The sequence below is a fragment of the Pseudobutyrivibrio ruminis HUN009 genome, from assembly GCF_000703005.1.
GTDB classification, from domain to species: Bacteria; Bacillota; Clostridia; order Lachnospirales; family Lachnospiraceae; genus Pseudobutyrivibrio; species Pseudobutyrivibrio ruminis_A.
The window spans coordinates 2,441,033-2,464,201 of the sequence record NZ_JNLH01000001.1; the positions used below are offsets into that span (position 1 = coordinate 2,441,033).

Annotated in this window: 19 protein-coding genes and 1 riboswitch; of the genes, 1 reads left to right on the top strand and 18 read right to left on the bottom strand. The window is 38.5% G+C overall.

Annotation, left to right across the window (positions count from 1 at the left end; translation table 11 throughout):
• Positions 1–3 precede the first annotated feature (3 nt).
• The 6 genes from BO15_RS0111100 to argS form a co-directional block, all read right to left on the bottom strand.
• Positions 4–1,599, bottom strand: a complete 1,596-nt coding sequence (locus BO15_RS0111100) for a sirohydrochlorin cobaltochelatase (RefSeq protein ID WP_052169902.1) — start codon at positions 1,597–1,599, stop codon at positions 4–6.
• 155 nt (positions 1,600–1,754) lie between these two features.
• Positions 1,755–1,941: riboswitch (cobalamin riboswitch) on the bottom strand.
• 50 nt (positions 1,942–1,991) lie between these two features.
• Complete coding sequence (locus BO15_RS0111105) at positions 1,992–4,151, bottom strand: GGDEF domain-containing phosphodiesterase (RefSeq protein WP_052169903.1); 2,160 nt, start codon at positions 4,149–4,151, stop codon at positions 1,992–1,994.
• Between the two features lie 111 nt (positions 4,152–4,262).
• Positions 4,263–6,827: a translation factor GTPase family protein gene (locus BO15_RS0111110; RefSeq protein WP_081828651.1), complete on the bottom strand. Its 2,565-nt coding sequence runs from the start codon at positions 6,825–6,827 to the stop codon at positions 4,263–4,265.
• Entirely contained in the window at positions 6,827–7,693 is an 867-nt protein-coding gene (locus BO15_RS0111115) for a YitT family protein (RefSeq protein ID WP_033154373.1), read from the bottom strand. Before BO15_RS0111115 ends, BO15_RS0111110 begins: the two co-directional genes overlap by 1 nt.
• Entirely contained in the window at positions 7,683–9,017 is a 1,335-nt protein-coding gene (locus BO15_RS0111120; RefSeq protein WP_033154374.1) for an RsmF rRNA methyltransferase first C-terminal domain-containing protein, read from the bottom strand. Before BO15_RS0111120 ends, BO15_RS0111115 begins: the two co-directional genes overlap by 11 nt.
• Positions 9,017–10,777 carry an arginine--tRNA ligase gene (gene argS / locus BO15_RS0111125; RefSeq protein ID WP_033154375.1) on the bottom strand — a complete coding sequence of 587 codons (1,761 nt, stop codon included), beginning with the start codon at positions 10,775–10,777 and terminating at the stop codon, positions 9,017–9,019. Before argS ends, BO15_RS0111120 begins: the two co-directional genes overlap by 1 nt.
• Positions 10,778–10,945: 168 nt before the next feature.
• On the opposite strand from argS, the gene BO15_RS0111130 reads away from it, so the two are divergent.
• Positions 10,946–11,323, top strand: coding sequence for a thioesterase family protein (locus BO15_RS0111130; RefSeq protein ID WP_033154376.1), 378 nt, complete (start codon positions 10,946–10,948; stop codon positions 11,321–11,323).
• A gap of 33 nt (positions 11,324–11,356) precedes the next feature.
• Here BO15_RS0111130 and BO15_RS13700 read toward each other — a convergent pair whose 3' ends face one another.
• The 12 genes from BO15_RS13700 to BO15_RS0111185 form a co-directional block, all read right to left on the bottom strand.
• A complete protein-coding gene (locus tag BO15_RS13700; protein WP_167541227.1) occupies positions 11,357–11,524 on the bottom strand; it encodes a hypothetical protein in 168 nt (55 codons plus the stop codon).
• 53 nt (positions 11,525–11,577) lie between these two features.
• A complete protein-coding gene (locus BO15_RS0111135; RefSeq protein WP_033154377.1) occupies positions 11,578–12,333 on the bottom strand; it encodes an exodeoxyribonuclease III in 756 nt (251 codons plus the stop codon).
• A gap of 94 nt (positions 12,334–12,427) precedes the next feature.
• Positions 12,428–14,512 carry a flagellin gene (locus BO15_RS13840; RefSeq protein ID WP_033154378.1) on the bottom strand — a complete coding sequence of 695 codons (2,085 nt, stop codon included), beginning with the start codon at positions 14,510–14,512 and terminating at the stop codon, positions 12,428–12,430.
• Between the two features lie 158 nt (positions 14,513–14,670).
• Positions 14,671–15,924 (bottom strand): ABC transporter permease, encoded by a 1,254-nt coding sequence (locus BO15_RS0111145; RefSeq protein ID WP_033154379.1) that lies wholly within the window; start codon positions 15,922–15,924, stop codon positions 14,671–14,673.
• A gap of 10 nt (positions 15,925–15,934) precedes the next feature.
• Positions 15,935–17,446, bottom strand: coding sequence for an HlyD family efflux transporter periplasmic adaptor subunit (locus BO15_RS0111150; protein WP_033154380.1), 1,512 nt, complete (start codon positions 17,444–17,446; stop codon positions 15,935–15,937).
• Positions 17,443–18,135, bottom strand: a complete 693-nt coding sequence (locus BO15_RS0111155) for an ABC transporter ATP-binding protein (protein WP_033154381.1) — start codon at positions 18,133–18,135, stop codon at positions 17,443–17,445. The genes BO15_RS0111150 and BO15_RS0111155 overlap by 4 nt, the downstream gene beginning before the upstream one ends.
• Positions 18,136–18,137: 2 nt before the next feature.
• The gene (locus tag BO15_RS0111160) at positions 18,138–19,331 is read right to left on the bottom strand and encodes an efflux RND transporter periplasmic adaptor subunit (protein ID WP_033154382.1); all 1,194 of its coding nucleotides are present in this window, start codon (positions 19,329–19,331) and stop codon (positions 18,138–18,140) included.
• 120 nt (positions 19,332–19,451) lie between these two features.
• The gene (locus BO15_RS0111165; RefSeq protein ID WP_033154383.1) at positions 19,452–19,910 is read right to left on the bottom strand and encodes an HD domain-containing protein; all 459 of its coding nucleotides are present in this window, start codon (positions 19,908–19,910) and stop codon (positions 19,452–19,454) included.
• Positions 19,911–20,011: 101 nt separating this feature from the next.
• Positions 20,012–20,926, bottom strand: coding sequence for a hypothetical protein (locus tag BO15_RS0111170; protein WP_157752344.1), 915 nt, complete (start codon positions 20,924–20,926; stop codon positions 20,012–20,014).
• Positions 20,927–20,943: 17 nt separating this feature from the next.
• Entirely contained in the window at positions 20,944–21,597 is a 654-nt protein-coding gene (locus BO15_RS0111175) for a PilZ domain-containing protein (protein ID WP_033154385.1), read from the bottom strand.
• Between the two features lie 83 nt (positions 21,598–21,680).
• Complete coding sequence (locus tag BO15_RS0111180; protein ID WP_033154386.1) at positions 21,681–22,535, bottom strand: bifunctional 5,10-methylenetetrahydrofolate dehydrogenase/5,10-methenyltetrahydrofolate cyclohydrolase; 855 nt, start codon at positions 22,533–22,535, stop codon at positions 21,681–21,683.
• 12 nt (positions 22,536–22,547) lie between these two features.
• Entirely contained in the window at positions 22,548–23,162 is a 615-nt protein-coding gene (locus BO15_RS0111185; protein WP_033154387.1) for a cyclodeaminase/cyclohydrolase family protein, read from the bottom strand.
• Between the last annotated feature and the right edge of the window lie 7 nt (positions 23,163–23,169).

Here is a 23,169-nt window from a genome sequence, read left to right on the forward strand (position 1 = left end):
TTATTATTCTGCTAATTCAGGATTTGAAACTGAAACCTTATGGTCATACCAGCTTCCACTTTCTCCTAATAATGCTAAATCAAATTCCTTATCTAATGCTTCAACAGGAATGTCAAAGCCATATACAGTTTCTGTTGTTCCATCTGAGTATGTTACCTCATCCTCTGTTGGCTGAAGCCAATTTGCTTCGTCTTTCTCTGCATCTGCAGCTGTACCAAGATAAAGGTTAACAATCTTCTTTGAAACTAATGATACGTGAATAGACATCTTACCATTCTTAACTGTAAGCTCGCCCTTGCCGTTTTCAGCTTCATTTACATGAAACATGCTGCTGTCTGTTGTAAAGTCAGCAAGATATGTCTCGCCTTCCTTAAGCTCGTCTGTATGTGCAGACTCTACTGGCTCTACGCCTGTTGCATCAGATGTGTGCTGAACGTAGATAGCCTGAACATCTGCAATTTCACCAAGGCCTGCAATCTGGCACTCTACAGATTCAAATGAACCATCTGCCTCAAACATTGACTTCCATGAATCCTCATCATCACCAGCCATATCGTTGTTTGCATGGTCACCTGCAACAACCATAAGTGGACGAAGAACAACCTTTGTATAACCAGCTTCCTTAACTGCAGCGATGATGTTCTCGCAAGAGGTCTCTTCTGGCTCACCCTCTACAGTACCGATAAATACGTTATCATAACCAAGCTCATCCATCTGTGTCTGCATCTGGCTGTATGTAACCTTTGCAGTGTGGCTTGTACCGTGTCCCATGAATACAAATGCAACACCATCTTCAGCTGCTGCTTCTCTGCTTTCGAAACCACCATCAGCAACTGCCTCAGCTGTAATAGCCTTTGCAACTGTTTCCTTATCTGCATTTACTTCTGTAGCATCTGCTCCTACTTCACCAAGAAGTGGCTCAGCAATCTTTACAGATTCAAACTTATCAGCATATTCTTCAACTGCTGCTGTTAATTCATCATACTCAGCGCCGTGCATCAAATGTGTTGGTTGAACAACAAGGTTCTTAACACCATTTGCAACTGCTCTATCAAGAGCCTGCTCCACATTATCAATCTTTTCATTATCACGAGCCTGAATGTGATTGATAATAATCTGTGCTGTAAATGCACGTCTTACTGACCAATCAGGATATGCTGCCGCAATTGCCTTTTCAACTCCGCCAATATCAGCAACACGACTATCATTAAATGAAGTACCAAAACTAACAACAAGGATTTCATTCTCACCAATATCATCCTGGTTTAAAGAATCATCCTTAGAAGCATCACCTGTATCTCTTCCAAAATAATCTGGATCTGCATATTCACCTTCTACAAGCTCCTTCTGAGCATCAGTAAGAGCGTCCCATGCTTCCTTTGCAGCTGTACACTGAGCATCTGTCTCATCTGTTCTTTCCTGAACATAAATTGCATCAATAAGTGCTGCTACATTATCTGCTGCCACCTGATCATCAATCTCCTCTGTCTCTACACTTTCCTCTGTAGTCTCAGCCACATCTGCAGTCTTACCGCAAGCAGCAAATACAAATGCTGCTGACATGAAAAGTGCTAAAACCTGTAAACTTCTCTTTTTCATGATTTCCTCCTATAAAATCGTTCAAATTAAAAATTTGCAAAAGAACTCACGAAAAGAAAAAGACCGCCAAAGGCAGTCTCTAATCATTCAAAACACAAAAACATGAGGCAATTAGCCTCCAAGATTCATGCGAATAATGATTTGAGTCCCGCAAATCATAATTACAAGAAATAGGCAGGTCTCCTGACTTCGATCATCGCACGCTTTCTCTTCCCAAGAATACTCAGTGATATGAAAGCGAGCTCCCTAACACAGTGACGGCTTCGCTCTGGATTCTCACCAGATTCCCTTTTCACCCATACATACATAAATACTATGGGCACCTAAATCCTATGAACGATATAAATTTCTTAAAGAAAATACCACATTTATAATGGAGTGTCAAACCAATATCAATCCTCTGCAATTGATAAAATAGCCACTTCGTAGGCCTTATATCCATGAATTGGGTTAACAGCTATTTTCCTAATAAAGAAGCTAGTGTAATAATCCTGTTCCTGCAAATTCTCTACGTGAACCCACTTGTCGATATCATTACATTTATCCACTGCTTCCATGAATTCCTTTATAGGCTCCTTTTTCTGTTGAATCATGGCATTTCCCAAATCTACTTCATCCAGATATCCCATCTTCATAAGGAACCTTGCGAAGTTACGATTGTATCTAAGAATGTATGAGCTATCATCCCGAATTTCTAAAACACCAGTAGGAATCTGTCCAAAGAATTCATTAGCATCCCAATTATAATCATTATTTACGATTGGTTCTATAATATTGATTTTGCCAACGGTTGCATAATATTCGCTTTCTTCTAAAGCCTCTATAATATTACCAACTTTGGCACCATAAATTGTATACCATTCATCAAGTGGGATAGGCTTTGCAAAGTAAAATCCCTGCATTTTGCTACACCCAACTTCTCGCAAAAATTTAACCTGCTCTATTGTCTCGACACCTTCTACAATTGTATCAATTCCCAGCTTTGTAATCATTTGTATAAGCTCTTTTACTATGACATGATTTTTCTTGGACATACCAAACTCACGCATAAAACGCATATCTAGCTTGATTAAATCAAAATCAAATTTTTGCAAAATATTTAAGGATGAATATCCGCTACCGAAATCATCCATCCAAACCTTAAAACCTGCATCGTGGAATCTTCTAATCTGTTCAGAAACGAATTCCTCATCCAATGTAGAGACGCTCTCTGTAATTTCTATGGTAATCATCTCAGAAGAAATTGTTGAGGCCTCTACTCGCTTTTTTATTTCCTCTACAATATCGCATAATTCGAAATCGTATTTCGAAAGATTGATAGAAACAGGAACAATCTGCAATCCCTTCTTAACCACTTCTTCCAAATCTCTTAATACGCATTCCAAAATGTATAAATCAAGTTTATGAATAAGCTTTGCATCTTCCAGAACATAAATAAAATGATTAGGTGGAATAATTCCTCTTGCTGGATCAATCCAACGTGCCAAAGCTTCCTCATCACAGACTCTGCCATTTACAGATCTCATAATCTGCTGATAGTAAGGCTGAATCCAACCTTCTCTGATTGCTTTTTCAAATGTATTAATTACATATTCATAGTGAGTGGCAACAACATGTGTATTCTCATCGTAAAAGGCATACTTGGAAAGGTAAGCACCCTTTTCCTTGTCACTAACAATCTTTGCTCTATCGCAGGCACTGCTGGCTGGAACATCCTCAAATGCCATGGAGTATACACCTACATGAATCGGCAAGGTTTTGCCATCATTTGCGTGCTTCATATCTTTGAAAATGTTCTGAAGTGTAGCTTCAATTTCTTCCATCTGTGTAAACACAGCAAAATGGTCAGAACCCATTCTTCCACAATTTTCATTTGAAAAATATTTCCTTAAAATGTCTCCAAATGCAATAAGTAGGTTGTCCCCTTCCTTGAGGCCAAATTTTTCGTTGAAGTATTTCATACCGGTGAAGTCAAAGAAAACTATACCAGGAGTTTTACCCTCATCATATATCGCCTGCTTACCTGCATCTGCCAAAGCAAGAAAATATGACATGTTTGGTAAGCCTGTAAGAGTATCATAAAAATTATCTCTTATCAGACTTTCCTTTGACATCATGTCTCTGAAATTAGAAGCCAGTTTTTCTGTAAGGGGATTTTCAAAATCTTCGCCCATGCCTTCCACCATATATATGGTACTGGAAAGCATAGTCCCATCCTCTGTAATGAAATGTTCACCATGAGAATGTATAATTACATAGTCATTAGTGATATGTGAAAGTGTTCTGTAAACACAATCGAAATTATCTCCGCCTAAAGCAAATTTCAATGCGGCATCTGCAACCCTTGCCTTATCATCTGGATGTGTATCCCGATACATATCTTCGTCGAATAACTTGGCAATATTATCTCGGGAATCTCCCATAAGCTTACACATTCCATCTGTAACAAGAATAGTCACAACTCTTTTATCTATAAGCTGGTAGATTACAAGAGGAATATTAAGTTTCTCAAGTACCTTTCTCTCTGTATCCTTAAAATGATATCTAGTCATTTTTCACCCTCCAACTGATAGTATGGTTACTTATGCCTCATCAATACATCGATTATAAATAATTAATATGAATTAATTGTTAAAAATTCATTATTTTCCTCTTGTAAACTATTATTTTATGTTGTAGTTTTCTCGAAGTTCTTTGGCTTTTCTCTCCACTTCTTCTATAAACTCTCTAGAAGACAGAAGTCTTGCCCCAGCTCCTCTGATAATCACCTGCTCTAAGCCATCAGAGGTTACAACTGTGATATCGTATTTTTTACCATGCTCATGGGTAAAGCGCTCTATGTATGCATCGGCCGTCTGAGCCTCCGCTGTGAAAACCTGATGTATATTTAAATAATCAGATGCTGTGACCTCATGGCCTTTCACTCTATATGCATCAAAAACTGCAATCACATTGTAGTCTGTCATGGCTTTATAATTGCTAAGAATATCTAGTAGCTTTCCTCTAGCACCATCCAGATTTATTTCCAGAACTTCCTTTAATTCAGGCCAAGCGTAGATAAGATTATATCCATCCACAAGCAGATATTTATCCTTTGCCTTTACCTCCTTTGGAGCTTTATATATATAGTCAGAATCAACTCTTCTTGGTCGGTTGCTGTCCCCATAATGCCATCCCTTTTTAGGATTTTTGCCTTGATTACTATGTGTAGCAAGCTGAAGGATTTTGTCTATCTCATCTGGATCAAGCCATTCATCTTCGTTGTGATTCATGCGCTTAGAATTAATAGGAATATCATTATCCATGGCTGTATTTGATTTATCCTGTCTGCAAGGCACATGGCATCTATCCTTAACCTGGTACCATGGAACAACTTCCGCTGCACCATGGGAACAAAATACAGAAGAAGCAGGGTTTTCTATATCTGATTCTGGATCATATCCGTAGGCTTCCATTACCTCATCTGGATTTTTGCATTCTGAATAACCAGCAAATGTAAGGTTAATTTGGCCTTGTCCTTTTGTAAATGTCACAAGAACAGACTGATAGTTTCTGATTGCAGCTGCAGGAGCATATCCTCTGATAATGCTAAGGTCTCCATTATCCTCCGGAACTTCAAATGAACCATTCATGTTTTCCACATCAGTCATTACTCTTCCGATTTGTTCTGAAGGAACGGAAATTTCGAAATTGAAATATGGCTCCAGGATTGTTGTCCCTACCTCCATTAGTCCTTGTCTGATAGCTCGATAGGTAGCCTCTCTGAAATCTCCACCTTCAGTATGTTTGATATGGGCTCTTCCGCCAATAACAGTAAACTTTATATCTGTAAGAGGTGCACCAATAGCAACTCCAAGGTGCTCCTTTTCAAGAATATGTGTAGTTATAAGTCTTTGCCAATTAATAGCCAAATCATCAGTAGAAACATCAGTGTCCACCTGTATACCACTACCTGGCTCTACAGGCTCCATCAAAATATGAGCCTCTGCATAATGACGAAGTGGCTCGAAATGTCCTACGCCTTCAACCTTATCTGCAATAGTCTCTTTGTATAAAACACCTGATTCTACAAACTCTGCTTTAATGCCAAGCTCGTTTTCGATTCTGTTAAGAATGATTTCAGTTTGAACCTCACCCATCAAATTAAAGGTTATTTCCTCAAGCTTATCATTCCAGCTAACATTAAGAGATGGATCCTCATCATTAAATGCACTAAGCTTTTGATAAGCAAGACGAGGTACAGTATCGTCTTTAAAATTAAGAGTATATTTTAGAACAGGATTTAAAGTTAGCTCTGGCCTGTTATCCTCCACTCCCATACCTTCACCGGCAAATGTAGCTTTAGGACCAATTAGCGCAACAACATCACCGGCCTTTGCCTCATCTATTTGAGTATATTTCGCTCCAGAATAAAGTCTTATCTGATCTACTTTCTCTCCATTTGGAAGTGTATCCTTTACCTTTAAGCTACCTGTGGTAATCTTTGTAAAGGTAAGTCTTGAATCTCGTGCCAGACTTTCGATTTTATAAATTCTTGCACCAAACTCAGTTTCCTTTTCTTTCCTCTCACCTGAATAGTTGCTTAACTTTTTCATAAAGTCGAGAAGCTCTTTCACGCCTGAATCCTTAAGGGCTGATCCAGTTAATACAGGAAAGATTTTCCTTGAAATAATCATATCGTAAATACGATAATCGGAAAGCTTACCTGTTTCAAAAAACTCCTCCATTGCCTCTTCATCTTCTGCAGCAATATCCTCATAATTTGAAAGAAGAACGCAGTTGCCACTAAGCTTTTCTTTGAGATTAGGAAGTAGAGAATCTGCCGCCACAGAAGGCATATCCATCTTGTTTATAAAAATAATAGTTGGAACTTTGTTTTTAGAAAGCAAATCGAAAAGAGTCTTTGTGTGGGCCTGAACACCATCGGTGCCACTTACAAGAAGGATTGCAAAATCCAGAGCCCAAATAGCACGCTCAGTTTCAGTTGCAAAATCCACGTGACCTGGAGTATCAAGAAGTGTAATACTTCCCCCTTCCACGTCAAAAACAGCAGGCTTCGAAAAGATAGTTATCCCTCTATTCTTCTCCTGCTGATCAGTATCTAAAAAGGCGTCCCCCTTGTCTACTCGACCGGTGGACGCCAAAGCTCCTGCGTTGTAAAGAACCGCCTCCGATAATGTTGTCTTACCTGCATCAACATGCGCAAGTATTCCCCACGTTGTGTTCATTAGTTATACCCTCTAAAGCCTTTACCTATAATCTCGCTACTGTTTGTAATTGCAATAAATGCACCAGGATGATTTCTTCTGATATAGTTCTTAAGATCTACAGCCTGCTGTCTTTTAAGGATAGTAAGAATAATAGTCTTTTCCTGATGACCGTAAGCGCCCTCCGCCTTGTATATAGTGGCGCCCTTTCCCAGTTCCTCTGTAATGTATTTTACAATTGGATCTGGATTTGAACATATGATTGTAAAATATTTTGCCAGATTAATATTTTCTATAGTCTCATCAACAACTAAAGACTTAGCCAATAAGCCTACACATGAAAACAAACCAGTTTGAATATTAAATACAAAGCAAGCACAAATAACGATAAATACATCTGATAAGAACAATGCCGTTCCAATATTTATACTTGTATATTTTTTAAGAATCATTGCAACTATATCTGTTCCACCAGAAGATGCACCTAAATTAAAGAAAACTGCAGATGCAAAGGCAGGCAAAGCAATTGCAAACATAAGCTCCAATACTGGCTCGTCAGTAAGTGGGCCATCCATTGGATGAATCTTTTCAAGAAGGCTTGGTCCTATAGAAACAAGCAAGGTGATGTATGTTGTTTTGATTCCAAATTCTTTTCCGAAAACGAAGAATCCAAGCACTAACAAAAAGATATTGATAACCAGGTTGATGTTTCCTGGAGTATGTGGCAAAAGGGCAGCCAACACAATAGAAATACCGCTGACACCACCAAAGGAAAAATGATTTGGGAATTTAAAAAAGTAAATTCCAATAACCATTACAGCAGCTGCTATTGTAAACATTACATACTCATAAATATCCTGTTTATGCATGTATATTTTATGTATCATACCTACGAAGTCCTTTCGGATAATGATTTTTAATTTGGCCTTTTACAGCCTTTCCCCACCCAATTGAATATCCATCAACTGTAATAAGAGTCCATCCATCCTTCACATCACATCTGATAGATTGCCCTGTAAGATATGCATCGATTTCAGCACTATCTGATGATAAGTTATGACTGTTAGTCACCTCAAATGGCTTAAGTGCCAAAGCCAGAGCATGACTTGGCTCAAAGCGGTTCTTTTTTAATGTGCCTAAGAACAAGCCTCCTCTTAATACATGAAGACCATCAAAATCCGGACAGTTTTCTGGCAACATATAAAGCAAATCATTAAGCAACAACAAATTGCCTCTCCACTCCTTTGGATTTATCATAGTCTCTTTAATGAATATTAAATAGTCATTTAATATTTTATCATTTATTTTCTTTAAGGAATAGGTTTCCCTATTATCTTTGCATTCTTCATATCGATTATCAGCATCTGCCTTTTCAAGTAAAGCTGCGTAATGTCCCTCTCCCTTTACCTGATGTGGCCATAAACGCTGTTCTTTAATCAGCTTCATATCCGGATGTCTTGAAATGAATGCTGCAACAGCCTCTTCATCCTCTAATCTGGCAAAAGTACATGTGCTATAGCACATTCTTCCACCTGGGATAAGCATCTCGTAGGCTCTGTCTAGAATCTCTGCCTGTCTTGCTGCACACATTTCAACAGACTCTAGAGACCATTCGCTACAAGCATCATGATTTTTTCTGAACATACCTTCACCAGAGCATGGTGCATCCACCATAATCTTGTCAAAGTATTCCACGAAACGCTCCGCAAGCTTATCTGGATATTCTGATGTAACAATACAGTTTTTGATACCAAGACGTTCTACATTTTCTGAAAGAATCTTTGCACGATTCTTCATTGGCTCGTTGGAAACAAGAATTCCCTCACCATTAAGATATCCTGCAATCTGAGTAGATTTACCGCCAGGTGCAGCGCATAAATCAAGGCAAAAATCCCCTGGATTTGGTGAAAGCATTTCTACTGGAAGCTGTGCCGAGGCATCCTGAATATAGTATACCCCAGCGCTATGATAAGGATGAAGACCTGGTCTTGTGTCCTCATCGTAATAATATCCATTTGGGCTCCACTCTACTGAGCCTGTCAACATATTGCCGATGGCAGCTTTTGCTGCATCGTCTGCCTTAATTGGATTGAATCTAAGGGCTGATATTTTGTTCTCATCATAAGAACGTAAAAACGCATGGAAGTCAGGACCTAAGTCCTGCTCCATGCGATTAACGAAATCAATTGGTAAAAATGTTTGATCAGACATTACATACGCTCCGGTGCTTTGAAGCCAAGAAGATCGATTGACTTCTCAAGAACTCCTCTTGTAAGCATGAGAAGCTTGAGATAGCTAGCCTTAACAGCGGCATCCTCCTCAGCTAAAATCTTTGTATCGTGATAGAATCTATTGAATGCATTAGCTAAATCATAGATGTATGCACAAATCTTGTGTGGTGCCATGTCCTCATAAGCAGATGTGAGAGCTGCCATGAACTTTGTAAGTTCAAGCTGTAATCCTCTCTCTGACTCTGAGTGAGCTGGCAAGATATCGCCATCGACATTGTCTACTCCAGCCTTAGCAAGAATAGACTTGCAACGAACGATTGTATAAAGGATATATGGGCCTGTGTTACCCTCAGCAGATGTGAATCTGTCTATATCAAAGATGTAATCCTTTGAAGCCTGGTTTGAAAGGTCACCATATTTAACAGCTGAAAGAGCTACAACTGATGCTGTCTTTGCTGCCTGTTCATCATCCATTGTACCATTCTCTTTGATCTTCTCAAGCATCTTCTCTTCTACTTCCTGAAGGAGATACTCAAGTCTCATAACGCCACCCTGACGTGTCTTGAATGGCTTACCGTCCTTGCCGTTCATTGTACCAAAGCCTACGAAATATAAGTTTTTATCAGCTGGAACGATGCCTGTCTTCTTTGCACAACGGAATACCTGTGTGAAGTAAAGCTCCTGACGCTTATCTACTACGTAGATGATTGAATCTGGATTGTAATCCTTCATACGCCATACCATTGTTGCAAGGTCTGTTGTATTGTAAAGAGATGCACCATCTGATTTAAGAATCATACATGGTGGAACCTCTTTTGTATCTGTGTCTTCTTTGACATCTACTACTAATGCACCCTCAGAAATGTATGCAAAACCATCGTCTTTCATCTTCTGAACCATATCTGGGATGTATGGTTGTGCATCACTTTCACCCTTCCAAAGGTCGAATGTAACATCAAGCTTTTCGTAGTTTCTCTTAAGGTCTGTAACTGAAACATTGAGAATATGAGAAAGAAGTGCCTGATATCCTCTTCTGCCATGCTGAAGCTCGTATGTAGCTGTCATAGCAGCTTCTTTGTATGCTGGATCTTCCTTTGACTTTCCAGATGCACATGGATAAATCTCTTCAAGCTCTGAAATAGTGAAAGGAGCTTCTGTAGGGTATTCTCCCTCAAAGCTTTCATCAAAGTATACAAGCTCTGGCTTACGAAGCTTTAATTCTGTGATGATAAGTCCCATCTGAAGACCCCAGTCTCCAAGATGAACGTCACCGTAAACTTCATCACCCATGAAGCGAGCTGTTCGCTTAATAGACTCACCGATGATTGCTGAACGAAGGTGACCAACGTGAAGTGGCTTAGCAACGTTTGGTCCGCCGTAATCAATCATAACCTTCTTTGGTGTGGCTACCTTATCAACGCCAAAACGCTCTGTATCTGATGCCATGCCGCTAACAAATGCAGCAATAAACTCATCAGAAAGGTTCATATTTATAAATCCTGGAGGACATGCCTCGCACTTAGAAAACATTGCATTGTCAGCTAACTTTTCAACTACTTCGTTAGCGATTGCGATAGGAGCTTTTTTGTACTCCTTAGCTGCTGCCATTGCACCATTACACTGAAACTGGCAAAGGTCAGGTCTGTTTGAAAGTGTTACCATTGCATATTTTTCATCGTAACCAGCTGCTTTAAAACCAGCGATGACGACTTCTTTTATTTGTCCAAGAATCTCTTTCATCTCGTCCTCCGTATATAATCTTAATCTTGCGGTGTTCAATTATACCACAAACTATTTATGCATACAATTAGATGAGGAATTAGTCTTTACTGATAGTCTGTACGGGGTGATGTATGGTATTATAGGGAGAGGTTGAGAAATTTTATTTGTAGGGAAAGGACTTATACTATGTTGGAAATTGGGATGAAGAATACCGCTGAGACGGTTGTGACCATTGATAATACTGCGAAGGCTTTTACTAGTGGGGCTCTTGAGGTGTTTGCAACGCCTGCGATGATTGCTCTTATGGAAGAAACCTGCTGGAAAATGGTTCAGCCAGAGCTTGAGGAAGGACTTGGTACGGTGGGTACAAAGGTAGATGTTAGCCATATGGCTCCATCTGCTATTGGTAAGACTATTATTTGTGAGGCTACTCTTATTGAGATAGATGGCCGTAAGCTTTCTTTTGAGGTTGTGTGCTCAGATGAAAGTGGTGTTGTTGGAATGGGTACTCACGAAAGATTTATCATCAATAATGAAAAGTTCCTTGCAAAGGCAAATAAGTAAAAAAACGGCTAGCCAGATGGCTAGCCGTTAGTTTTATTCTTCGTCTGCGTTTAAAGCAGCATCAATAATTGACATTAACTCCATGGCGCTGCGGAAGCTGAGCTTTTCGTCACGGTCTGCCCATGTGACCTGTCCCTGCCATGTGTCGTTTTCACATTTATTAACATGTACTACAAATGTACCTTCTTTTTTATCTGCCATAATAAACACCTCCCACTGATATAATCTATGATAGCATATTGCCTGCCTAATGCCTATTCAAAATCTAATTCTATTGGACAATGATCTGAGCCCATAACTTCTGTATGTATCTTGGCATCCTTCATTCTTTCTTTTATGTCCTCTGACACTATGAAATAATCAATGCGCCAACCAGCATTCTTCTCTCTGGCATGGAATCTGTAAGACCACCATGAATAGATTTCTGTCTGGTCTGGATAAAAGTATCTGAAGCTGTCCACGAATCCAGCATTCAAAAGCTCTGTCATCTTGCCGCGCTCCTCATCTGTGAAGCCCGCATTGCGACGGTTTGTCTTAGGATTCTTGATATCTATTTCCTCATGAGCAACATTTAAATCGCCGCAAAGGATTACGCCTTTTTTCTTGTTGAGTTCACACATATAGGCTCTAAAGTCATCTTCCCAGGTCATTCTGTAATCAAGACGCTTAAGCTCATTCTGAGAATTAGGTGTATAGCATGTAATAAAGTAAAAGTCCTCGAATTCGAGAGTTATAACTCTTCCTTCATGGTCATGTTCTTCTATTCCAATACCATAGCTTACAGAAATAGGCTCTTTCTTTGTAAAAATGGCTGTGCCAGAATAGCCCTTCTTTTCTGCATAATTCCAGTATACATGGTATCCTTCCTTTTCAGAATCAAACTGTCCCTCGGAGAGCTTGATTTCTTGAAGGCAAAAAATATCTGCATCTACCTCATCAAAATAATCCCAAAAGCCCTTTCCCACTACTGCTCTAAGACCGTTTACATTCCATGAAATAAATTTACTCATATAACCTCCATATATGAAAAAGCTAGGGAATTTTCCCTAGCTTTTAAAATTCCTATGTTGATTTTAATTGTTCTAAGAATCACATTCAAGCCTCTTATTGCAACAAATTCATAACACTGTTAGCGTTAGTATTAGCTTGTGAAAGCATTGCTTCACCTGCCTGGCCAAGAATTCTATCCTTCGAATACTTAACCATTTCACCAGACATATCTGCATCTCTAATTCTAGATTCCGCAGCAGTTGTATTTTCTGCTACATTACCAAGATTCTTTACAGTATGCTCAAGTCTATTCTGATATGCTCCAAATACAGAACGCTGTTCAACAACCATCTTTGCCGCTGCATCTATAAGTCCCATGGCTCTTTCAGATGATTCAACTGTAAGCACGTCTACATCTTCAAGTCCTATAGTAAAATTTGACAAGCATTTATAGAATATGCCAAGCTTTTCATCCATATCTGAATCAGGACCTGAATGGATATTTTTCGCCAAATCTTCATAACCAACAAGCTGTTCAAAGGTCTTTTCTAATGTAGATTTAGGTATATAATCATTAACGCTATTCAATTGAAATTGCACACTAGTACGAGTACCTGTTCCTTCACTTGTACTATCCGAGTTTGAACTTCCTGCAAATAAATCACTATTTGTAATGGCCTTAATGCGATTAATAAAAGAATCCGCGCCCTCTCTTTCATCACCAGAAACAGTCAAATTAAAATTTCCATAACTATTTCCATCAGCATCCTTCATAGAATAATAAAACGTAATTGCAATGTTTTCATTATTGTTATTCTTATCATCCATTAATCCGCCAACATTTTTTGCATTTCCAACATTTTTTGTATAATTTCCTGAAAGAATTTCTTTTATGCTGTCATCATCAAATAGCGAGTTTTTCAAATTTTGTGAGTCAATGCTGTAGTTCAATGTGTAATTCTGATAGCCATCAAAATTGCCATTTATATCAAAAGTAGCATATTTTCCCCACCATCCATCACGGGAGAAGTTTTCATATATAGAGTTTTTGTGCGCTTTTGTATAGTGTAAAGTTTGATCATCTACAGATACTCTATCTACCGGATCAAACCTAGATATATATTTATATATTCTTACACTAGAAGGTTTTGTTGTTACAGCAATCTTCTTTGTTGGGTCTTCTCTACTTGTAAAATCAAATGTAAAAGTTAATCCATTTGAAGAATCAACTGCTGTCATACCATTAGGCTCTGCAAATGAAGTGTCTGAGTATCCATTAAGGTTTATATTTGTTTTTTGTATGGCATATACCGATAAAGAAGCACTTGCCGATACTCCTCCATTGGAAGTAATTGTTGTACTAATAGAATTACTTGGGGAAGCAGATACTGATACCTGTTTACAGTAATTCTTAATTTCATCAATAGTTGTATTAGAATCAGTTGAATAATAGATTTTACAATTGACGCCCTTTAATGCAGAGTTACTCTTCTGTTCATCAGTAAAAGCATTGGCCAATTCAAGAGTCTGACTTGCAGTCTCAGGATTAGGCCATGGTATTGTAGCAGATGTATACTCAACAGGTTTAGAATCTGATGATTTCCAAGTAAAGGCTAGTCCACCAGGTTCACCTGTAGCCTCATTTGCCTCAACAACTTTTAGTTTAAAACCGCCATTTGGCCATGATGCAATATTTTCATTGGTAACTTTATAATCACAACTTGGGGCGCTAAAAGTAATTGGTCTATATTCAATTTCCTTTGTTACAGTCTCACTTACAGGATTACGTTCCCAGATTTGTCTTTGATTAAACGTAGTTGTGGTAAATATTCTTTCAGATTCTCTCTTCAGTTGTTGAATTTCTTCATTGATGGCTTGTCTATCTGAAGGTGAATTTGTGCCGTTAGCAGACTGAATAGAAAGCTCTTTCATTCTGTTAAGCATATCGTTAACCTCAGAAAGTGCTCCATCTGCTATCTGACAAAAAGAAATACCGTCTTCAACGTTATCCAATCCTCTTGTTAACCCTCTTACCTGCTTTCTCATTTTTTCAGAAATAGAAAGTCCGGCTGCATCGTCAGCAGCATGGTTAATCTTAAATCCACTGGACAACTTCTCAGAGGTTTTAGAAATTGATGTATCTGTTATATTTAACATTCGGCTAGCATTACTAGCTGCAGAATTGTGCTGAACTACCATAACCCGTCCTCACCGATTTATTGTGAACAATAAAAATGAACCATCCATAGTTCTAGTAGTTAGCATCCTTGCTATTTTTTGTATCGACAATTATACATATATATTTATATTGTCCAACAAAAAAACTCACCATAAATGGTGAGTTTTTCATTTTTTAATTAATTAGTTCTTAATGCATCGATAGGATTGAGATTAGCTGCCTGATGACTTGGCAAAATACCAAATACAATACCAATAACCATAGAAAATACTACTGCTATAAAAGCAGCTGGCCAAGATATTGCAACAGGTGTGCCACTCATAATGGATATTATTTGAGCAAGTCCAATACCACTAGCAACTCCAAGCACACCGCCCATGGATGTAAGTACGGCAGCTTCTGTAAGGAACTGTCCCATGATTTTTCCTTTTCTAGCTCCAATAGCTTTCTTTAGACCAATCTCTGCAGTACGCTCTGTAACAGATACCAGCATAATATTCATTACGCCGATACCACCAACCAAAAGTGAGATTGCGGCAATCCAAATAAGCATTGAATTTGTTGATGATGAAAGCTGCTGAAGCTGCTGTGCCTGTTCCAACAAATCCTTGGACTGATACTTTATAGTGTCATCAGTTGGGCTGATGTATGAGTTCATAATATCTGCAGTCTTCTTTCCTGCCGCAGTCATATCATCAGTAGAATTAGCTCTAACTAAAACATTTTCTGGCTCGTCATATTTGTAGCTTATAGGCCAGGTTGAAAGTGGGATATAAACTGTTCCAGATTCATCCTGCATATAAGTTTCATAATCCGAAATTGAGTTGATTGTAGGCTCAAATGTTGAACGTGATGCAACAACTCCAATTACTACATATGAATCACCCTGAATCTCAAGGATTTTTCCAATTGGCTCATCATTATGAAGCAGATCCTCTACCACACCATCGTCAACAACGCATACTTTTTTATAGTTTTTAAGCTCCTCTTCAGTGAAGAGTCTACCATCTTTAACTGTAAGATTGGCTGTCGAAAAATAGTCTGTTTCAACGCCCTTTACATAGCCACCATTCATGGAATTGTTTAAATAATATACTCCATCATAAACCTGACGGTTAGCGTATTTACTTGCAGATTTGACTTCATCCAAATCCCTGATTTCAGATATAGCTTCGTCGCTTACCTGAGGAACTCCAAATGGTGCCTCGCTGTAGCTTAAATCAAGTGGCCAATCATTTTGATAAAGCTGAATATCAACTGTGTTAGAACCAGAACCAATAAGATTTTCCTTAATCTGCTGATTGGTTCCTTCGATAGTAGATACTATGGCGATAATAGCCGCAATACCAATAATGATACCCAGCATTGTCAAAAAGGATCTAAGCTTATGTGTCCATATACCTCTAAAGGCTAATCGTAAATTTTCTAACATAAGTCCTCCCTTAATACGCAAAAGAATCTACTATTTTGCAATTCATACCTTCAACTGCCCCATTTCCATAAGGGAATGCAAGGTAATCATCCATAGTAACACCGCTTTTAATTTCAATCATTGACCCCCAAAGGCTTTTACCAACTTTTACATAAACCTTTTCAAGCTTATTGTCAGCATTCATTTTCATAACATAATTGCCACCGGCATCCTTACGAACAAAGTATGTTGAGATGTAAAGGCCGGTATCTTCCTGACCAGCTGGCGTGATTGTAATATCTACTGCTGAACCTATTTCAATACCGCTACTTCTATCGAAGCTTGCCTTAAACTCATAGTTGCTGCTGTTTGTATTTCCATCTCCAGAATAGAAATTATTGTTATCTGTATTTGGAGTATCACTGATATAAGTAATAACAGCATCTGCTGTAAGGCCTGTATCCCAAGAAGAAATAGTAACTGTATCTCCAACATTTACACTATCCAGATAGAATTCTCCGATACTACCAGAAATATAGTACTCATCTGTAGCTGTAACTATCATGAATGGCTGGGTGTTGTTGTAATTGTCCTTATTTTGAACCTTCGATACTGTACCAGAGACCTTTGCTAGAATCTCACCATTGTCATTGGTGTTCTTCATAACCTCCAGCTCATTTTCCTTCTTTCTAAGATCAAGATCGTGTTTCTTAAGTGCGTTGGAAACCTCTTCGATTTTGTCCTTAAGCTGAGTTGGTGTATAACCTACAGGCGCATTGTATCGTTCGACAACGTTTCCTTCGCCATCAACACCTTCGTGACCAATCATCTCTCCTGTTTCTGCATTGTAATAGAATGTACCTACAGTAACTTCTGTTGTTTCATAATTTTCGTAGCATTCGAAAAGAGAATGGTCCGCATTTACAATTGCGTTGATTTTATCAGTGTCGTCTACTTCGTCCAAAGAATTTCCCTTTTCGTCATAATAAAGAGTAGATGTAAGATTTCCTGACTGATCAAAAAACTCTTCATAGACAATATGATCTTCCTTGTACTCACCAAAAGTAGATCCAACCTTTAATCTATATTCCTTGCCAATAAGAATCTCTCTTGTTCGAGTGTCTGGTGAGCTTGAAATATATTCAGGAATAGGTGCTGTATTCTGAAGTCTTTCAAGGGTAACTGTGTCTGCTACATAGGCTTGTCTAGCTTTTTCTACTTCAAGCTCTTTGCCTTTAATGTCCTGTGTTTCTTTCTTGACTGTCATCAGGACATCGCCCTCATTAACATGGTCCCCAGGCTGAACATTAACAGATAATATTTCTGTTCCTGAAGACAGATAAGTTGTTTGGGATTTGTCTGATGTTACATCTCCATAGCTATTGATTGAATCTCCCCAGTAGCCATCCATAGCATACATGCTAAGTGAAACAACCTCGGCAGTCTTTTTACTTTGGCTGTATCTGTAGCCTCCGTACAAGCCACCAACGGCCAAAGCTAAAATTATAACTATTATGAGGACAGGTTTAATTATCTTTTTCATTCCTTATCCTCCTCTAATCCATGATAAAGCTTGCCATCCACAATTCTGTATGTCTTTTTCGCATGACTGGCAATATTGGCATCATGAGTAATCATTATTATTGTTGTGCCTTCTTCATTAAGCTTTTCAAAAAGGTCCATGATAGCTGCACCAGATTTTTGATCCAACGCACCAGTAGGCTCATCAGCCAAAAGCACCTTTGGATTATTAACAATAGCCCTTGCTATGGCAACTCTTTGCTTCTGACCTCCAGAAAGCTGATCTGGACGGAACTTTACTCTATCAGCAAGGCCTACTCTTGTAAGTGCCTCAATTGCTCTTCTTTCTCTTTCCTTTTTAGGTACTCCTGCATATGAAAGGGGAAGAGCCACATTTTCAATTGCATTTTCCTCGTTCATAAGATAAAAGCTTTGGAAAACGAACCCGATAGAGTGAAGTCGCAAATCAGACATCTGTCTATCTTTAAGCTTTAAAACATCCTTATCTTCAAAGTAATATACACCAGATGTAGGTTTATCCAAGCAACCAATAACATTCATCAGGGTACTCTTTCCCGAACCTGATGGTCCCATGATTGCTACATATTCACCTTCGTTTACAGTAAGTGACACATCGTTCAAAGCTGGAACCGAGGTTTCTGTGCCAGATTCACCGTAAACCTTGTAAATGTTTTCAAGTTTTACAATCATTCTTATTCTCCCTCGTATTCGCTAACAGTCTTCATTCCCTCTGTGTAATCTTCCATTGGGAAAGCTATTAATGTGTCGTTGTCTATTCCAGAAACAGAATAAACCATCTGCTCCTCATAATAGTCTCCAAGTTCGATAGAAACCTTTGTTAGATGTCCTTTGTTGTCTGCCCATACAAATGGATTGCCCTCTTCATCATAGGCAATGTAGTAATCATACAGATATGTTCCATCTGTAAAATCCATCTCAGGAGCATCTGTCTGACCAAGCTCAATATACAAATGCTGACCCATCATAAGACCTTCGCTATCCTCAAGTGTTATGTAAAAAGGATATTTTGTGGAGCTAGCATCAGAAGAACCACCATACGAGTTTGAATCATTGTTTTCCTGCTTTGACTCAGTATCGATTTTAGTGATAGTTCCTTTCCATGTTTGGCTGCTGTCCACACGAGAACGTAGGGTTACAGGCTCATCCACATTGATTGCCCAAACGTTTTGTTCGTTAATTTGCCCTTTTACTCTCATCTCTTTAGATGCAAGAATTGTGATAAAAGAACCATCTGTTGTGTATGGATTTGTATCGTCTGCGATCTTTGTGATTGTGCCATCAACAGTAGAAGTTACAGTAGAATTTGCAATTTTATTATTGTTAGCCTCAATCTTTGCATTTACCATTTCAATATTGTTCTGAGCAATTGCAATGTCTGTATTTAATGAATTAATCTGGTTGGTAAGCTCTTCCTTTTTAGTTTTATCCTCGTCTGTATTTCCTTTGATTTTATCAAGCTCAGTCTGAGTCTTGGTAATATCATTGTTGTAATCAGCAATACTAAGGTTATAGCCTTCAATTTCAAAGCCATACTGAGTATTCTCAGCTACCAAAGAATCTGTTTTATACGAAAAAAGAGGTGTACCAACTGTAACAGTGTCGCCTTCAGATACAAAAAGCTGATCTAACTCTCTATCAGAACTTTTTGTGATGCCTGTAGACTCCTGGCCTTCCACAACGCCCATAAAGACATTTGTGGAATATCCACTGTTAGTTCCCATGATATCAGACAAAGACATAACATATACCTCTGCAGAATCATCAGAACCAGTTGCACCTCCTGATATAATTCCTGATTTCCACACGAAAATTCCTGCAGCCGCAATTATCGCTGCAAGCACAATAGCTATAACCTTTTTTTTCATATCATTCGTCCTTTCGATGAACATTAACTGTTCTATTTCCCTTAATACAGTTATAGCATTAATATAGGGCCATTGCAAGCAAATACAATGGCCCTAGCGTAATATATTCTTGATTTAATTTTATCTACAAAGTAGTGTTTCTCGGGTTGATACGCATTTATCAGCTATACATACAATCCAAGCTGCTCTGCTTTTAGGAACCTTCGTGATATTAAGTGGCCACATGTGGCTCTCAATAACATGCTGTGTTCTTTTTCCTATCCCAAAATCATTAATGGCATTTTCTTTTGCAGTGTTTGAATGAGAAAAACCGTGAAGCCCATGTCCCTCATCAGTAACATGCCAATCGTATAAATAATAGTCGTGTAAAAAAGCTCCTATTGTAAGGACTCTATCATCTGCTCCTATACGAAGTCTTTTATTAATCCAAAAACTAAGTCTTGTGACACTTTCCACATGATCAAAAGTTGTTATTCTCCCATGTTGGATGTAGTTCTTCATTTTCTGAACTCTTAAGTCACTTTTAATTGGCGCCAAGATACTATTTAATCTTGCCTCTTCATCTGGTCTAAGTCTCATAAAAACCTCCGAGAAAAACCATATTCATTACAAATCGCAGTTGAAATAGTACCAAAGAATTATGTCCAGGCTGTGAATGTAATATGTAGAATATGATAATTCTATCTGAATTTATAGAAGGAATCTGTACGACGTCCATCGTTAAACGAACCTTCTATCAAGATAGAACCTGCATGGTTTACCTCGGCAATCCCCACCTTTCCTGTATTCTCCTCTAAATATGAAATATAGAAAACGTAAACATCTTCCTTAAAGAAATAATCGTATCTTTCCTCATCAGTAAGATTATCTTCTATTTCCAAGCAACAATCTCCAGGATTAAGCAAAAACCTTCCCACATAATCAGCATCCTCTCTGGAAAATGTAACTGTATATCCTTCCTCCTCAGGGAAATCTAGCAGCAACTGTGAATAAGCATCATCCGCGGATTCCACAGGAACCACCTGATTTGAAGAAACCCTAGCTTCCTCTGTTGGATTATAATCCGGAATAGTAAGCCATAATCCAAAAATCCATATTTGGATAAATAAAATCAAGGTTAAACAAACAATTAAAACTCCCTGCACATAACGTTTTACTTTGCCAACACTAATCTTGCCAGGAGCCTTTTCTTTAACTGTTTCTTTGCCTTCTTCTTTTCCCTCTTTCTTTATAGTAATAGATTTTAATTTATCTATTATCTTTCCAAAATCAGGAAGCTTAAGCTTTTTATCGTTTTCTTTAGTCTTGATTTTATTTTTAGCATAATCGCTTTCACCTATTGTTGAAAGACAATGCTGGCATATTACTTTATTATCAGCGTGCTGTCCGCAAATAACACAGGTCTCATCCACAGCTTGGCCAGCTGCTATATCAAATATTCTTGTTTTGAATCTCTTACCAAAAACAGAGCCTAGAATTTGTCTTTCATTTTCTAGCCTCAGTATACCTTCAACAACCTCCATACGACTGAAATCGTATTTAGAAGTAAGTCGAACCATATATAGTAGCTCTTGTCGTAACTTATCGTCTGCCATATAATTCGTCCCTATCGCTATCTATCTAACTTTTCGTCCATGCCTTTAAAGCATAGATACGCTAAAAGCTTATTATCTCTCTCTAAAATTTTACCAGCGTACAATATGCCATTGTTTTCAGCTTCAGCTCTATTTACACGAGCCTTTACTGCCAAGCTAAAATCTGAATTATGAGCATTATCAGCAAAGTTAACCTCTACAATGTCACCTATTGTGACTCTATTAGCATTACCAATAAAGGAAACTCCACTGTCGCTAATATCCAAAACTGAGATGGAGAATCGTCGACCATCTTCCATAAGAGCAGAGCCTGGCTTTTTCACATGCACTCTAACATCCTCTCTTCGTTCACTGGATGCTGCAATTTTACCAAAAGCCTTGGCATCTACGGCATAGTAATCCACACCTCTGAATTTGATAACGTTAACAGCTACATTTTTCCACACAACTCTACCGCCAGTGTGTGGATCTATGCAATGAAGTGAAAATGTCATGCTCTGCGGAGAACCATTCGCGAAATCCACAACCTGTCCGTTATACACATAGGGCTTAACCAATGCCCCTGTTTCTGCATTAGTTCCAACCACCTCTGTCTTTAATTCAAATGATGAGCCACCAATTAATACCTCTAGTGTGACCTCCTGCCCTGACCTTAGCTGCTCGATAATCATAATTCGTCTCCCTTAACCCCTTATAATAACTATTCTACATAATTAATCGGAGTTTTTGTATAAAAAATTCACACATTATAAAATTAAACAGTCTTTTTAGCTGCTGCCTCCACAACATGCTTTACAAGAATGCTTGTTGTAACACCTCCAACACCTCCTGGCACAGGTGTAATGGCCTCTACAATTGGTTCAACCTCATCAAACTTTACATCGCCGCAAAGCTTACCCTTTTCATCATTCCAGCTTATTCCAACATCAATTACAGTCTGGCCTTCTTTCAGGAATTCCTTTCCAACGCTTTCCATTTGACCAGAAGCAACCACTACGATATCTGCATCCTTTGTGATAGAAGGAACATCTACTGTCCTTGTATGGCAAATTGTAACAGTAGCATTTTCATGCATCAGCATCATTGCAACTGGTCTTCCAATAACAAGAGAGCGACCTATAACTGCTACTTTTTTACCTGAAAGTGCAATTTCGTAATGCTTAAGTATTTCCATTGCAGCCTCTGCTGTACAAGGTGCAAAACCAAGTTTCGTGTTTGTAAATACACCTGCAAGGGATAGATCTGTGCAGCCATCCACATCCTTTTCAGCCTTAAGCATATTTCTAGCCTTTTCACCATCAATATGCTTTGGAAGTGGTCTAAACATAAGAATTCCATGAACAGAGTCATCCTCGTTTAGCTCATTTAGCTTTTCAAAAAAGGCCTCTTCAGAAACGTCCTCGTCAAGCGCCTCTACTCTAACTGTCACTCCCACCTGCTCACAACGCTTTATTGCTCCTCTTTCGTAGGAAAGATCATCTGCTCTCTCACCCACTCTAAGAATAGCAAGTGTAGGATTTACTCCCTTTGTTTTAAGGTTTTCCACCTGATTTGCCATTTTTATATTTAATGCATCTACTACTTCTTTACCTTTTAATAACTTCGCCATGATTCCTCCAGTTTATAATCTTTCCATAACGCTTTTATATATTTCATCAGATTTTATTACATACTCATCAACTAGTGCTGTCACTTTCGAATCTAAATCTGTAGCATAATCTCTATCTTTCATGGATTTAGTGTTTATCTTTACATTGACAGCTGCCCCTTTAATTGCACCTTGAAGCATAGCAACCCCCGTTGCCGCATCGCTAATCATAAGCACTGAACCTTTATCTGCAAATTCCCTTTGCAAATCAACAGCTTCACATGCCAACTGAAGAATCTGAAATGGCACCTGTGCAGCATCTTTCAAGCACTTTTCCATTATTTCATCTCTGGTAGGATCTTCCTTTGGGATAGAATAGGCCTTAGAAAGAGGTTCAAAGGCAATTGCATCATCATCAATGCATTTTAAAAGTTTAACTCTAATATCCTGAGCCTTTTCCATAAGCTCTTTTATTTCAGGTTCTACCTCTGCATATTTCTTTTTTCCAACAGTAAACTCCCCAACCATATCTCCAAGAGCAATTCCAATGCTGGCAACCATAGCACTTGCGCCACCGCCTCCTGGTACTGATGTCTTTGAAGCAAGCTTCTCTGTAAATTCCTGCAGTGTTGAATTAGTTAAACTCATAGCATTT

Coding starts and splice junctions, on each gene's coding strand:
- BO15_RS0111100 (WP_052169902.1), bottom strand. CDS start 1,599: ATGAAAAAGAGAAGTTTACAGGTTTTAGCACTTTTCATGTCAGCAGCA.
- BO15_RS0111105 (WP_052169903.1), bottom strand. CDS start 4,151: ATGACTAGATATCATTTTAAGGATACAGAGAGAAAGGTACTTGAGAAA.
- BO15_RS0111110 (WP_081828651.1), bottom strand. CDS start 6,827: ATGAACACAACGTGGGGAATACTTGCGCATGTTGATGCAGGTAAGACA.
- BO15_RS0111115 (WP_033154373.1), bottom strand. CDS start 7,693: ATGATACATAAAATATACATGCATAAACAGGATATTTATGAGTATGTA.
- BO15_RS0111120 (WP_033154374.1), bottom strand. CDS start 9,017: ATGTCTGATCAAACATTTTTACCAATTGATTTCGTTAATCGCATGGAG.
- argS (WP_033154375.1), bottom strand. CDS start 10,777: ATGAAAGAGATTCTTGGACAAATAAAAGAAGTCGTCATCGCTGGTTTT.
- BO15_RS0111130 (WP_033154376.1), top strand. CDS start 10,946: ATGTTGGAAATTGGGATGAAGAATACCGCTGAGACGGTTGTGACCATT.
- BO15_RS13700 (WP_167541227.1), bottom strand. CDS start 11,524: ATGGCAGATAAAAAAGAAGGTACATTTGTAGTACATGTTAATAAATGT.
- BO15_RS0111135 (WP_033154377.1), bottom strand. CDS start 12,333: ATGAGTAAATTTATTTCATGGAATGTAAACGGTCTTAGAGCAGTAGTG.
- BO15_RS13840 (WP_033154378.1), bottom strand. CDS start 14,512: ATGGTAGTTCAGCACAATTCTGCAGCTAGTAATGCTAGCCGAATGTTA.
- BO15_RS0111145 (WP_033154379.1), bottom strand. CDS start 15,924: ATGTTAGAAAATTTACGATTAGCCTTTAGAGGTATATGGACACATAAG.
- BO15_RS0111150 (WP_033154380.1), bottom strand. CDS start 17,446: ATGAAAAAGATAATTAAACCTGTCCTCATAATAGTTATAATTTTAGCT.
- BO15_RS0111155 (WP_033154381.1), bottom strand. CDS start 18,135: ATGATTGTAAAACTTGAAAACATTTACAAGGTTTACGGTGAATCTGGC.
- BO15_RS0111160 (WP_033154382.1), bottom strand. CDS start 19,331: ATGAAAAAAAAGGTTATAGCTATTGTGCTTGCAGCGATAATTGCGGCT.
- BO15_RS0111165 (WP_033154383.1), bottom strand. CDS start 19,910: ATGAGACTTAGACCAGATGAAGAGGCAAGATTAAATAGTATCTTGGCG.
- BO15_RS0111170 (WP_157752344.1), bottom strand. CDS start 20,926: ATGGCAGACGATAAGTTACGACAAGAGCTACTATATATGGTTCGACTT.
- BO15_RS0111175 (WP_033154385.1), bottom strand. CDS start 21,597: ATGATTATCGAGCAGCTAAGGTCAGGGCAGGAGGTCACACTAGAGGTA.
- BO15_RS0111180 (WP_033154386.1), bottom strand. CDS start 22,535: ATGGCGAAGTTATTAAAAGGTAAAGAAGTAGTAGATGCATTAAATATA.
- BO15_RS0111185 (WP_033154387.1), bottom strand. CDS start 23,162: ATGAGTTTAACTAATTCAACACTGCAGGAATTTACAGAGAAGCTTGCT.